Source organism: Bacillus sp. FSL E2-8887 (assembly GCF_038007205.1).
Classification (GTDB): Bacteria; Bacillota; Bacilli; order Bacillales; family Bacillaceae_G; genus Bacillus_A; species Bacillus_A mycoides.
Genome location: NZ_JBBOWS010000002.1, coordinates 151,635 through 163,576 on the forward strand (window position 1 = coordinate 151,635; position 11,942 = coordinate 163,576).

Genomic DNA, 11,942 nt, shown 5'->3' on the forward strand with positions numbered 1-11,942 from the left:
GGATAGTAACTAAAGGAGAGTAGAAATGGAGAACAAAAATGGGCAAGAATTTCAAAGGAAAATGCAAGCACGTCATTTAGTCATGCTATCACTTGGTGGGGTGATTGGAACTGGCTTATTCTTAAGCCCGGGTTACACTATTCAACAAGCTGGCCCGTTTGGAACAATTCTATCCTATCTGATTGGTGCGCTAGTGGTTTATCTAGTTATGCTATGTTTAGGAGAGCTTTCCGTACATATGCCTGAAACGGGCGCATTTCATAGTTATGCAGTTAAATACATTGGACCGGGTACAGGGTATACAGTAGCCTGGTTGTATTGGTTAACTTGGACTGTTGCTTTAGGTTCTGAATTTACAGCCGCAGGATTACTTATGAAGCGATGGTTTCCATCAATTAATGTTTGGGTATGGAGTGCTCTTTTTGCCATTTTGATCTTTGTATTAAATGTCCTGACTGTTAAATTTTTCGCCGAATCCGAATTTTGGTTTTCATCGATAAAGGTTATAGCTATTGTGATTTTTATTGTTTTAGGAGTAGCGGCAATGCTAGGGTTTCTTCCGATGACTCATTCAAAAGCAGCACCATTCTTTTCTAATTTTACAAGTGGAGGTTTATTTCCTCATGGTGCTACGGCCATTATAATGACCATGCTTGCGGTTAATTTTGCTTTTTCGGGAACAGAATTAATAGGCATTGCAGCTGGAGAAACAGCGAACCCGGAAAAAATGATACCGAAGGCCATTCGAACTACTCTGTGGAGATTGATAATCTTTTTTGTAGGAACGATTGTTGTTTTATCTGCGTTATTGCCTATTTCCGATGCAGGGGTATTAGAGAGCCCTTTTGTTGCAGTTCTAGAACGAATTGGGGTGCCATATTCAGCTGACATAATGAATTTCGTTATCTTAACAGCCATTTTATCTGCGGCAAACTCAGGCCTTTATGCCTCTTCTAGAATGCTTTGGTCGCTTGCTAATAAGAATACGATATCCCCGATTTTTGGAAAAATGACGAAGCAAGGTATTCCAATCAACGCCGTCATTTTCAGCATGGTGGGTGGAGCCTTGGCTTTGCTCTCAAGTATTGTGGCACCAGATACTGTCTATATCGTACTTGTTTCCATTTCCGGTCTAGCAGTAGTTGTAGTTTGGATGAGTATTAGTGCTTCCCAGTTCCTATTTCGCAGACAATTTTTGAAAGAAGGAAATTCTGAAAAGGACTTGATTTATCGCACACCACTATATCCATTAGTACCAATTGCTTCTTTTATCCTTTGTCTGGCATCGTGTATTGGAATTGCATTCGATCCAACACAGAGAATTGCCTTATATTGCTGCATACCGTTTATTTTGTTTTGCTATGGAAGTTATTATCTAACAAAAAATCTAAAAAAGAGGGGCGTAGATTATGTCGAACAAAATCAACCCAATTGATGCTATTTTATCCCAACATTCCATTATGCTTCTTGACGGAGCATTAGCTACAGAATTGGAGGCGCATGGATGTAATTTGGACGATCCCCTTTGGTCGGCACGTGTGTTACTAGAAAATCCGGAACTAATTTATCAGGTTCATTCGGACTATTTTCGTGCTGGAGCGGACTGTGCCATGACAGCAAGCTATCAAGCTACTATTAGTGGTTTTTCCGCACGTGGAATACAAGAACAGGAAGCTTTGGAATTAATTAAGAAAACGGTGTTACTTGCAAGAAGGGCAAGAGATGATTTTTGGAAGGAAAATACGCAAACGAATAGGCCTAAACCATTGGTTGTTGCATCAGTTGGGCCGTACGGGGCTTACCTTGCAGATGGTTCAGAGTATGTAGGCAACTATGGTGTGACAGATAAAACATTAGCAGACTTTCACCGTTCGAGAATGTCAGCGTTAATCGAAGCAGGTGCAGATCTATTGGCATTTGAAACGATCCCTTCCCTGCAAGAAGCAAGAGTATTAGATACATTATTGCGTGAGTTTCCAGAAACATATGCTTGGCTTTCCTTTTCGCTAAAAAATGAGAAAGAGATTAGTGAAGGTATGAAACTCGTGGAGTGTGCACGAGCTTTTGAGAAAAGTGAACAAATTGTAGCGATAGGCATCAATTGTGCGCCAGTAACCGTTGTGACTGGTGCAATCCAAGAGTTGAGGGCAAACACCAAAAAACCGATTATTGTTTATCCAAACTCTGGTGAAACTTATAATCCAGAAACAAAAACATGGCATGGTCATGAACAATGTAACGCGTTGGATATTCAATCTGAAGAATGGTACCAAGCAGGTGCACGTTTAATAGGTGGATGCTGCAGAACGACACCTTATCACATTGAGGAGATATCGAACAAGTGGCGTTCTTCCGAGTTTTTCTATTCGAACGAAGCAAAACAGTAATGTAATGGATGATAATCTATCTTTGTGTGTATTTTCATGATTTTGCTTGTTCAGGAATCTACAGTTACGTCTAGTGGCACAAAATGTCTTTTCAGAGACACAAATGTGGATGGTAGCCTCGGGAATCCAGTGGACTTTTGGGTACCTTAGGTATGGAAAGGAATCAGAGAAAATAAAAACCGCTAGTTTAATAGATATGGTAGACAACATGCTGAATCTTTTAATGAAGATGTAGTTGATCCAATTGAAGTTGAAGGGGACCATTTATTCGTAATTAAAGTTAACGAAGAGGTTAATTTAGTTATTCAAAAAATAGTTCAATAACTATATGAAAATTTGTTGTGGTAAAAATCCTTGTTGTAGTAGTAAATGTGGTCATATTGTTGTAAAAAAGGATAGATGTAAACAGGTATACTCTCCTGTTCATCTATCCTTTCCTTTTTACCTTATAAAATGTGTGACATTATATTCAATCGCATAAATATAGGATTTCATTACTATTTCCTTGACTTTTAATAAAACGATAGGGTTTATTTGGTATGCGTATTATTAAGAAGTATGCTTCTATTTTAGGAATGCTTTACCCCACAAAATGAAAGTACACTTTGTTTCCATTCTTAAGTTGATGGGTATGGGTTCTTCATCCCATGCACAAAATAATTTAAATCATCTTGTCATAGACAATAACGAAGTAACAAATTTGAAATTAGGACTAAGTGAAGCAATTGCTGTGAATGGGAATTTAGATTCTTTTGAAGTTACCAATAACAAAGTGCATGATAACAACATTGGAATTGTTCTTATTGGACATGAAAGCATATCTCCAGTAGCAGCTTTAGATCAAGCGCGGAACGGAATTATTCGTAACAATATCATTCATTACAATTCATCTTTCAATAATACTAGTTATAATGAGTATTCAGCTGATGGTATTTACGTGGATGGTGGGAAGGAAATTATCATAGAGCAAAATCAGAACTATGATAATGACCTTGGTATCGAAGTAGCATTTGTGAATGTTTTGTGGATGAATTACTCTTCTTTCAAATAAAAGTGTTTGACCCACAAAATAAATAACCCTCAACACGTTGTGCGTCGAGGGTTTGAGGCTCTTAATATAGAAACATATATTAATTGCGTTCCCATTTGTGAACTTGTGTGCGGAATATATACAGTCCGCTTACGCCTCTTAAACGTTCAATCATACTTGGTACTTCTTCAAAATCTATACTTGGATACTTTTTCTTACTCGATATAAAATACCCTCCTTACTGGCTTTATTTTGTTCTAGATACTGCTAATTCTTTTCCTAATTGTTCTGCATCAGACTACAAGAATAAACGCATATTTTTTGTCAGTTTCAATGGAATAATCCGTCCACTTTTAATTAATACATTTAGTCTAGAACAATTCACATTCATTACTTTCATTGCTTCTGAAGTTGTTAAAATAAAACTCATTATATATAGAATCACATCTAATTAACCTTAATCCATATATAGTCATCCTCATACTTAACATTTAATTTTAATCGAATCCCCTTCATATAAACCTCTAATTGTTTTATAAGATCCTCATCATCAGGGGTATCATATCTATCTACATCTAAATATAACTTAAATATATTTCCCTTCGTTAACTCAAACTCCCATTTTAGAAAGTTATGTAGCATATTTTCTTTATTCATATAATTGTTTGCTTCCATATAATCTAGTAATTCATATAAATTATAGTATACTAAGCTACTTGGTCTAAGCCCTTCACATCTTGGGCAAAATTCTCTATATCTGTCTTGTAATTGCATAATCATTTCTGTTCCACATTGATTACAGTTATACATATAACAACCTCCTTTACTAGATAACTCAATTTCTCTCCCTTATTTCCCGTCCTTGAAATTATAAATCATACTATTTTGTTTAACAAATATTTCCCTTATGCAACTTAAAGTATAATTTATTATCCAGATGAATTTCTATCTTAGTTTTTGGTTTTAATCCAAATATCAATACCTTTTTTGAGGTTTAGGTTAATGTGGTATATAATTATCAAAAATTCTAAGGAGTTATATATATGGTTAATATAAAAATAATAGCTGAGGTTTTGAGGATAGGGTTACAAATTGGTTTATTTTCAAAAACTGAAGTAATTGAGTGGGCTGATCATACAATTGAAACATTTGATAGTCCTTCTATTGAAATTATAGAAGTTTCTTTATCCAGTAATGATAAGTTAGTTGATATTGTATCTAAATTAAAAAACATAAAAGGAACGTATGATAAAAAATTACCCGTAAAAATTATACTGGGACTGTTATGGGAGAAATTTATGATAAATGAAGAAAATGTATTGAAAATAAAACTATTTATATCTAATTTGGTACATAATAATTGCTGTGAGGGATTCGATTATGTAGATGAACAGCTGTATAATTTTAATGAAGAAATTAATTTAGCCGCAGATAATATATATGGGAATCTAGAAGCTATTAGTCAAGAAATAAAAAGCTTTTTATCTATTTACAAAGATTTTAGTATGTAGTTTCGTTTACCTTATGGTGGGCTGGATGATGAATAAAAACAACAGGTCTCAAAGACTCTTAAAACTTCTTGAAGCAAATAGAAAAAAGCATAAACCTACTCCTTCACCATTTTCAAAAATGTATCCAACGGCATAACTACCAACCACGGTTTTCTATCCGCTTTTATCGCTAGTGCATCTGGCTGTTCACGCTCATCCTCCAACCAGTTATATAACGTCTTGAATCCTTCTTTCCTCGCTTTTACATCCCATTCAAGACCTAAAAACCCTTCACATCATTTGAATACCCGTCCATTGCACCAGAAAGCGGTACACGAGCACCACCTATCAAACTAGCAAATTCCCTCTCCCGTCTCATTCCTTTACTTCTTTGACTTTTCCCCATTTATTAATCTCCATTTCTTTAAAAGGTTTATTTTATTAAAATCTTCATAAGCCATAACTTCAAATTCTTAGATCCAAATGAACCTCTAGACGAATACACCATATGCTAATTTAAATACTTTCTAGGAAAGCAGGTGAATACTATGCCAACAGTTGTAGCAAACCTTGTCGTACAAAATAGTGCTGGTTCTTTCAACTTAGGCGATTTTTATAACGTTTCTCCAAAAGAGAATACAAAATCTTATAATGGTTCAGGGGCATCAAATGTTGGTTTTGTTGTCAATACTTTTAGCGGTGTTAGTGCAACAAACACATTTGATGCTGATGTTGCAGACCAAAATCAAGTTGGGACAGCTTAAATTTATTCACTTCCTTCTCCCCCCTGAATAAAACTCAATATCCCGTCCATACTATAGATAACCCATCTTTAATGTACTGTAACCATTTAAATCTTCTTCAAGACTGAGCAGTTAGCTTTTGCTAGCTGCTCTTATTCTGTAAGTACATCTCATCTATAATTACATCTTTTTCAATTAGTTCTTCATCCTCCACAAGACCATTACGTACTTTATCAATTGCTTTATCTAAATCAGGTGCCTCCACAAATGCTTCATAAGATTTAGTTTCAGTAAATTCAACGCGATATCTTTTCAAATCCATTCCTCCTGAATAAAATTTAATAATTCGCAAATACTATACACAGGCGATAAGCCAGAACTCATTTAACTGTCCCTGTAGTTCTTCTCTTCTCTGTATTAAGCAGTTAGCTTTTGCTAGCTGCTCTTTTTACCGTCTTCGTATGCAATAACGCCTATACCATAACTACATATGAGCGTTAGCGTGAGTACAGGGAATCCTGTTTTATATACAAAAGCCTGTCCGAGTAATGCTAGGATCACAATAAATGTACCTAACGACCTCATATCCAGTCCCCTTTTCTCTATAATTTAAGCTCATTTTCACTTCCACATAATATTATTAATTCTGCTTATACTATAACTGTAACTTAAAGTTACACATCATTACTTGTAGGGCCTAATTTCTTTTGTACAACAAGTAGTTAGTTAATTGAGCTAGCTGCTTTGTTGTGCCCAATGTAGTTTTTATTAGATATTTGCACCTCCATGAATAATCCCCATATATTATCATGTGTGCCACACTACTCTCTGAGGGACCTAACCTACTAAGAGCACTACTTATAGGTGCTCTTTTTAATTTTGTCTGAATAAATCTTCAAATTTTGCCCATACTTTAAATACACCAATTTGCAACAATTGATTTCTCCTTTAAAACGGGCAGGTAGCTTTCGCTAGCTGCTCTTTTGTTTGAGATTAAAATAGCTTTTTGTTCAAAATGACTCCCCATTCATTTGGACACATTTACCAGTATTTTTACCAAAAAATTCATGATATGGTTATTTAGTCGAGTACGTCATTACTTGACGATTACCCTTAGAAGCCCCGCAGACAATCGGGGTTTCTTTTATTTAAATAACGATTTTGTTCACTTTTATAGCTTACTATTCCTCATAGTTGTGTTTTTCTTCTAGGACTTTTATAAAGTTAAAGTGTCCATCGAGATAACAATCATTGATATAACACCCAAAATATATTTCATTAACTTCGCTTAAAGTAAAATTTTCATTTTTTCATTCGACCAAGTTCATAACATATTCTTTTCCCCCGATAAAATAATGATTAGGTGTCCCATGCGCATTTTATCCACTGGAAATAATACCTTTCACGTACTTACGTATTAGAAACTTCATTTCTGCTTCTTCTGCAATAGCAATTTTGTTCACTTTTTTGATACATTTATGAAACATTCACATGTTATCTTCAATATGTTCTATTCTTTTTGAAAAACCATGTGAGAATACCAAAACAAAAAGCCCTAGAGCCCTAACTCTAGGGCTTCTTGTTTTCAAATAAGGATTTTGTTAAATATTCAATTGAACCTTTTAACACTCTCCTTATTACTAGGCCACAAGATATTCAGAAACCTTATAAAATTGTAATACTAATGTAAGGTTTCTCAATATGAACCAATGTATTTATGTAGTAAACTATTTATCGGCAATACATATAAAAGGAGAAACATTTATGACTTTTGAAGACAATCGTAAATTAGGCATTCAACAAGGGTGTATAGTAATAACAGATCAATCGCAATATCTTGTTGTTAAAAAGAATGAAAATTATTCTTTATTAAGCATCGCAACTGCGGAATGCATAAACTTTGAAGTTTCACTTGAACATCTTGAAGAAATGGTCCAAGTAGATTTAAAAGAAAAAATTCAAGATATCATTCCACCAGAGAATATTAAGATCGTAGCTCAAAACAGAATATAAAATGTATTTTCTAAGAGCACTTTCGGTAGTGCTCTTGTTTCATGAACAGTTTCAAATAACGCTTTTGTTTAATTTAATACGTGTTCTTTTCGATGCAGTATTCTATTACAATTAATTTTTATGTTATAATTATCTACAGCATATATATTAATAGGCACAACAAATCTCATACATATAGGAGGACCTTAATGATCCTAACTCAAGAAAAGAACATAAAATTAATTATGCATTTTCTTACCCTATTATCTTTTTTTATTCTTATTTTCTTTAGCGTCACAATTTTTTATATACCATTGATTTTTTATTTCATATGCAAATCACAAGACATTCGAAAAAATATCCTTGAAGCTGTTTTTTACCAACTATTCATTTGGATAATTACAATGATTTGGAATCTATTCATAATAAGAATCTTAATGTTATCTTTGTCTAATTTAGACTTAACTTCAAATAACGCTTTGATTATTTTCGGGATAGCTCCTTTATATCTAATACTGTTTCTTTTGTTAATTTTCGGACCTATAAAAGGAATTTTATATGTGCTACAGGAAAAAGACTTTCATTATCCTATTATTTCTAAATGGATTAACAAATAAAAATACGTGTAGAAGAATTCAGAGTTTTACTGAATTCTTTTTTTATGGACCTTTCAAACTCTTTTACATATTCCTCTGTTCCTTCTTTTTAATAAAATTCAAATTTGATTAATATCCGTTATCCTGTCTCTCGAAGTTTTCCGCATTCTTCTCCTTATACGAATCAATAACGTCCTGATAAGTAAATCCATACAAATAGCAAATTCGAAAGAAAATGCCAAACGCTCTTCTCAAATGTCCCATCGTTGTAGTTAAATCTCTGTACTGACACCATGCCCTTTTTGCAGTCAACACATCTTGCATGTACCATTCAAACAGCATATTTACATTGCTCGTATCTTTTCTCATAATTGATTGCATACTGAACGATGGAATAAGTTCATGTCTCCATGTGCATTTATCTAATTCAATTACAATGTTCATGAGAAAGTGGAGACCATCAATTAACTCTTCTAATAGTCCATTCTTTGGAACTCCAAATCCTGTACTCCACATCTTAAACGCTCGAGTTTCGTTCCACGCTTCACTGATCTCCACCAGTAATGCACGAAACAACATATCCATTTTGTCATTCCCTTTATATCCAATTCGTTTATCCAGTTCTTTTTGCATTTCAAATAGTTCCGTAATATCAAAGTTTTGTTTCTTTTCTTCTGATGTAATTGTGTGTAACTGAATCATTATAAGTTCACTCCAAGTTTGTATTTTAGTAAGAATATAGTCACACTGATTAAAAGCCAGCTGACTAAAATGATTGCCATTTCCTTTTTAAAACTCACTCTTCTCCCTCCAACAATTCCACTAACTCCTCAAATGAGCATTCGAACAAATCTCGAAGCCCGTCCTTGGATTTATAAATACCTCTATCAATCAGTTGATTTATGATGTGTTGATGCAAAATTACCCCACCATGTCCTCGACACAAAATTGTAGTTCCATAATTTTTGCAGGAAAGTAATTCACTGGAGCATCTTTCTCATTAATTGCTACACAGCCTAAAACACCCTCAAATTTATTATCTTCAGTCTGAACATAAACGAATGTAAAGAATGGAAATGCACACGGTATAGCTGTCTATGGTACTTCTTCTCATGCACAAAATAATTTAAATCATATTGTCTTAGATAATAACGAAGTAGCAAATTTGAAATTAGGACTAAGTGAAGCAATTGCTGTGAATGGTAATGTAGATTCTTTTGAAGTTACCAATAACAAAGTACATGATAACAACAACATTGGAATTGTTCGTAACAATATTGTCCATCACAATTCATCCATCAATAATCCTAGTTATAATGAATATTCAGCTGATGGTATTTACGTGGATGGTGGGAAAGACATTATCATTGAGCAAAATCAAAGCTATGAAAACGACCTCGGTATTGAAGTAGCTAGCGAACATGCAGAAAAGGAGCAAGTCAAATTACTGTTAGAGGAAATACAATATCCAACAATATAATGAGCGGCATTGCAATTGGTGGATATGACAGCCAGCAAGGATATGCTGAAAATAACACAATTACGAACAATACTATTTATAAAAATGACACAATAGATCAAGAGAGTGGCCAAATCGAATTAAATTAAGATATCCGGAACAATGTAATTACTAATAACCACATTTATGCAAGTAATATCCGTATTTTTATTAGCAATAATTTTAATAAAAACACTGGGAACAAACTTGATTACAATCATTACTATGGTGAATTCGATCAAAATAATGGCTTATGGCAATGGAAAAGAAAAACGTATAAAGAATTTTCATCTTATCAAGCAAGTATGAATCAAGAAGGAAATGAGCAACATAGTGAATTTAGCAAATTCCCCCTTCATTCAAACTAATTTCAAAATAAAACAAATCTACTAAAACTTCTCTATTTCCGCCCAGTATCTCCCCCCTATAAGACAGAAATTAAATATAAGCCAAAATCAAATGAGTAATTATGTAACTGGTAAGTCTTATCCTCCAGTAGACAAGCATTTGAGTTAGCCAAATCATTCGATTGTAGGGTCAATGATTTAAACGAGGTACAAGATAAAGACCCTGCTTATTAATTACTAGCAGGGTTTAGCACGTATTGAGGTAACGGTTGTCCCTCAATAGATTCCATATACATTTCAGCCAATCTCGATCCATCAATTAGCTGTACATTCAGTTCTTCAGCATAGTGCTTTGCATTGTTTGAAAAACCACCAGTTGATACTACATAGCCGCCTTTTGCCCCTTTTTTCGTGATATTACTATGCACCAGGGCAATTGCTTTATAGGACATGTCGCTACACATACACTTCACCTGACCAAGATATAATTCACCGTTTACCGTATGTTCAAAGTCTACACCATAATCACCTGTAGCTACCGTTACTAATGCAGAACCACCATAATACTTTTCAATTACATCAGCAACAAATACTTCAAATTCCAATGGTGTTTGACGTATAAATACTGATGAGCACTTTTCATTTTCTAATGGCTTCATAAATCGATAATAAAGCCCCATTGCTAAAGTACGTTTAAACTCTTCATCTTTATTAAAACGCGCGATGAGCTGGTATAAATGATGGTCTTTTCTTCTTTTGTAGACATACCATGAAATGTAAAGTACTCCTGTTATGATTAGAAAAACATATAACATAGACACACCTCCATAGAGATAGTGTTTCTTACAAAAGTTACTTTTATCAATAAACTTTATGTAAAATCCCCTTTCAATATCTGATATACTAAATGTTGAATTTACAGTACATAGGGGGATAAAAATGGCAAAGTCAGCAAATGAGAAAGAAGAGAAAAAACGCCGAGGATGCGGATGCTTTGGGTGTTTAGGTATTATTATTTTATTAATTATTTTAATAGGTTCTTGTGCTAAAGGTTCAGATGATGATAAAACTGAAAAAGCCACTACTGTTACTAAGCAAGAGGAATCCAAAAAAGCAGAGGAAGTAAAAGAAGAAGAGAAAAAACAACAAGAAGAGAAAAAGAAAGAAGAAACTGAACAAAAGAAACAAGAAGCTGAACAAAAAAGACAACAAGACCTTCAGAAGCAACAAGAAGAACAGCAAAAACGACAAGAGTTAAAGAAACAACAAGAGCAACAAAATCAAAATAAACAAAAAGAAGCAACTCCTCAGCAAAAAACAAATCAATCATCAGAACAGAATGGTACTTGTAATATTAAAGGTAATAAAAATAGTAAAGGCGAGAAGATTTATCACATGCCTGGTCAACAGTTTTATGATAAAACGAATGCTGAGGAAATGTTCTGTTCAGCAGCTGAAGCACAAGCTGCAGGATATAGAGCATCAAAAAGATAGCGCTAAAAAAGCCGTCTCTATTTGAGATGGTTTTTTCTATTCACTTCTTCCCTCCTCACTATCTACACAAACCCCATGTTACTGTCCAATCCTGACTCCCACTCTTTGCATAGCATGCACTAAAAAGGAGGTTCATGCTTAATATGTCAAACTATTATTACGATTGTTCACATAAGTGCTACTGGAAGAAGCGTAAAAAATGCGACTGTGAATGTCATTGTGAGCCTCGCTACCAAACGTATACATCAGGCCTTTATTCCGTAATGCGAACACGGACTTCATTCAAATTTCTGCACTTAATCAAACAGACGAACCGCAAACCGTAACTATAGCGGTACAGCATTACCAAGACACTTGCGATGGTG

General features: G+C 34.2%; 14 protein-coding genes and 2 pseudogenes. 9 read left to right on the top strand and 7 right to left on the bottom strand.

What is annotated here, in order from left to right; all coding sequences use genetic code 11:
• Nucleotides 1–25: 25 nt before the first annotated feature.
• The 3 genes and pseudogenes from mmuP to NSQ08_RS28070 form a co-directional block, all read left to right on the top strand.
• Nucleotides 26–1,435: an S-methylmethionine permease gene (gene mmuP, locus NSQ08_RS28060; protein ID WP_002144252.1), complete on the top strand. Its 1,410-nt coding sequence runs from the start codon at nucleotides 26–28 to the stop codon at nucleotides 1,433–1,435.
• Entirely contained in the window at nucleotides 1,410–2,387 is a 978-nt protein-coding gene (mmuM, locus tag NSQ08_RS28065; protein WP_088045937.1) for a homocysteine S-methyltransferase, read from the top strand. Before mmuP ends, mmuM begins: the two co-directional genes overlap by 26 nt.
• Before the next feature lie 634 nt (nucleotides 2,388–3,021).
• Nucleotides 3,022–3,396, top strand: a pseudogene (locus tag NSQ08_RS28070) (DUF5123 domain-containing protein); the annotation flags it as partial.
• 468 nt (nucleotides 3,397–3,864) lie between these two features.
• Here the strand turns inward: NSQ08_RS28070 and NSQ08_RS28075 are convergent.
• Nucleotides 3,865–4,227 carry a hypothetical protein gene (locus NSQ08_RS28075; RefSeq protein ID WP_088045939.1) on the bottom strand — a complete coding sequence of 121 codons (363 nt, stop codon included), beginning with the start codon at nucleotides 4,225–4,227 and terminating at the stop codon, nucleotides 3,865–3,867.
• Nucleotides 4,228–4,460: 233 nt separating this feature from the next.
• Between NSQ08_RS28075 and NSQ08_RS28080 the strand changes: the two genes are divergently transcribed.
• Nucleotides 4,461–4,928: a hypothetical protein gene (locus tag NSQ08_RS28080; RefSeq protein WP_159146858.1), complete on the top strand. Its 468-nt coding sequence runs from the start codon at nucleotides 4,461–4,463 to the stop codon at nucleotides 4,926–4,928.
• Between the two features lie 259 nt (nucleotides 4,929–5,187).
• On the opposite strand, the gene NSQ08_RS29985 is transcribed toward NSQ08_RS28080, so the two are convergent.
• The gene (locus NSQ08_RS29985; RefSeq protein WP_002144260.1) at nucleotides 5,188–5,313 is read right to left on the bottom strand and encodes a hypothetical protein; all 126 of its coding nucleotides are present in this window, start codon (nucleotides 5,311–5,313) and stop codon (nucleotides 5,188–5,190) included.
• A gap of 142 nt (nucleotides 5,314–5,455) precedes the next feature.
• Between NSQ08_RS29985 and NSQ08_RS28090 the strand changes: the two genes are divergently transcribed.
• On the top strand, nucleotides 5,456–5,671 hold the full coding sequence (locus tag NSQ08_RS28090; RefSeq protein ID WP_002144261.1) for a spore germination protein: 216 nt from the start codon (nucleotides 5,456–5,458) through the stop codon (nucleotides 5,669–5,671).
• Between the two features lie 121 nt (nucleotides 5,672–5,792).
• Here NSQ08_RS28090 and NSQ08_RS28095 read toward each other — a convergent pair whose 3' ends face one another.
• Together NSQ08_RS28095 and NSQ08_RS28100 are read right to left on the bottom strand one after the other, a co-directional pair.
• The gene (locus NSQ08_RS28095; protein WP_002144262.1) at nucleotides 5,793–5,966 is read right to left on the bottom strand and encodes a hypothetical protein; all 174 of its coding nucleotides are present in this window, start codon (nucleotides 5,964–5,966) and stop codon (nucleotides 5,793–5,795) included.
• A 119-nt stretch (nucleotides 5,967–6,085) separates the two neighbouring features.
• Nucleotides 6,086–6,235 carry a hypothetical protein gene (locus NSQ08_RS28100; protein ID WP_155727904.1) on the bottom strand — a complete coding sequence of 50 codons (150 nt, stop codon included), beginning with the start codon at nucleotides 6,233–6,235 and terminating at the stop codon, nucleotides 6,086–6,088.
• A gap of 1,179 nt (nucleotides 6,236–7,414) precedes the next feature.
• Between NSQ08_RS28100 and NSQ08_RS28105 the strand changes: the two genes are divergently transcribed.
• Together NSQ08_RS28105 and NSQ08_RS28110 are read left to right on the top strand one after the other, a co-directional pair.
• Nucleotides 7,415–7,663 carry a hypothetical protein gene (locus tag NSQ08_RS28105; protein WP_000141886.1) on the top strand — a complete coding sequence of 83 codons (249 nt, stop codon included), beginning with the start codon at nucleotides 7,415–7,417 and terminating at the stop codon, nucleotides 7,661–7,663.
• A 188-nt stretch (nucleotides 7,664–7,851) separates the two neighbouring features.
• The gene (locus NSQ08_RS28110; RefSeq protein WP_063226633.1) at nucleotides 7,852–8,259 is read left to right on the top strand and encodes a DUF4870 domain-containing protein; all 408 of its coding nucleotides are present in this window, start codon (nucleotides 7,852–7,854) and stop codon (nucleotides 8,257–8,259) included.
• Between the two features lie 108 nt (nucleotides 8,260–8,367).
• Here NSQ08_RS28110 and NSQ08_RS28115 read toward each other — a convergent pair whose 3' ends face one another.
• Together NSQ08_RS28115 and fbpA are read right to left on the bottom strand one after the other, a co-directional pair.
• The gene (locus NSQ08_RS28115; protein ID WP_044810252.1) at nucleotides 8,368–8,940 is read right to left on the bottom strand and encodes a dUTP diphosphatase; all 573 of its coding nucleotides are present in this window, start codon (nucleotides 8,938–8,940) and stop codon (nucleotides 8,368–8,370) included.
• Nucleotides 8,941–9,034: 94 nt separating this feature from the next.
• The gene (gene fbpA, locus NSQ08_RS28120) at nucleotides 9,035–9,184 is read right to left on the bottom strand and encodes a Fur-regulated basic protein FbpA (RefSeq protein WP_321145844.1); all 150 of its coding nucleotides are present in this window, start codon (nucleotides 9,182–9,184) and stop codon (nucleotides 9,035–9,037) included.
• 111 nt (nucleotides 9,185–9,295) lie between these two features.
• Between fbpA and NSQ08_RS28125 the strand changes: the two are divergent.
• Nucleotides 9,296–10,115, top strand: a pseudogene (locus NSQ08_RS28125) (right-handed parallel beta-helix repeat-containing protein); the annotation flags it as partial.
• Nucleotides 10,116–10,313: 198 nt separating this feature from the next.
• Here the strand turns inward: NSQ08_RS28125 and NSQ08_RS28130 are convergent.
• Nucleotides 10,314–10,898: a restriction endonuclease gene (locus NSQ08_RS28130; protein WP_002144269.1), complete on the bottom strand. Its 585-nt coding sequence runs from the start codon at nucleotides 10,896–10,898 to the stop codon at nucleotides 10,314–10,316.
• Nucleotides 10,899–11,022: 124 nt separating this feature from the next.
• Between NSQ08_RS28130 and NSQ08_RS28135 the strand changes: the two genes are divergently transcribed.
• Nucleotides 11,023–11,577 (top strand): sunset domain-containing protein, encoded by a 555-nt coding sequence (locus NSQ08_RS28135; protein ID WP_002144271.1) that lies wholly within the window; start codon nucleotides 11,023–11,025, stop codon nucleotides 11,575–11,577.
• Nucleotides 11,578–11,942 lie beyond the last annotated feature (365 nt).

Coding starts and splice junctions, on each gene's coding strand:
- mmuP (WP_002144252.1), top strand. CDS start 26: ATGGAGAACAAAAATGGGCAAGAATTTCAAAGGAAAATGCAAGCACGT.
- mmuM (WP_088045937.1), top strand. CDS start 1,410: ATGTCGAACAAAATCAACCCAATTGATGCTATTTTATCCCAACATTCC.
- NSQ08_RS28075 (WP_088045939.1), bottom strand. CDS start 4,227: ATGTATAACTGTAATCAATGTGGAACAGAAATGATTATGCAATTACAA.
- NSQ08_RS28080 (WP_159146858.1), top strand. CDS start 4,461: ATGGTTAATATAAAAATAATAGCTGAGGTTTTGAGGATAGGGTTACAA.
- NSQ08_RS29985 (WP_002144260.1), bottom strand. CDS start 5,313: ATGGGGAAAAGTCAAAGAAGTAAAGGAATGAGACGGGAGAGGGAATTT.
- NSQ08_RS28090 (WP_002144261.1), top strand. CDS start 5,456: ATGCCAACAGTTGTAGCAAACCTTGTCGTACAAAATAGTGCTGGTTCT.
- NSQ08_RS28100 (WP_155727904.1), bottom strand. CDS start 6,235: ATGAGGTCGTTAGGTACATTTATTGTGATCCTAGCATTACTCGGACAG.
- NSQ08_RS28105 (WP_000141886.1), top strand. CDS start 7,415: ATGACTTTTGAAGACAATCGTAAATTAGGCATTCAACAAGGGTGTATA.
- NSQ08_RS28110 (WP_063226633.1), top strand. CDS start 7,852: ATGATCCTAACTCAAGAAAAGAACATAAAATTAATTATGCATTTTCTT.
- NSQ08_RS28115 (WP_044810252.1), bottom strand. CDS start 8,940: ATGATTCAGTTACACACAATTACATCAGAAGAAAAGAAACAAAACTTT.
- NSQ08_RS28130 (WP_002144269.1), bottom strand. CDS start 10,898: ATGTTATATGTTTTTCTAATCATAACAGGAGTACTTTACATTTCATGG.
- NSQ08_RS28135 (WP_002144271.1), top strand. CDS start 11,023: ATGGCAAAGTCAGCAAATGAGAAAGAAGAGAAAAAACGCCGAGGATGC.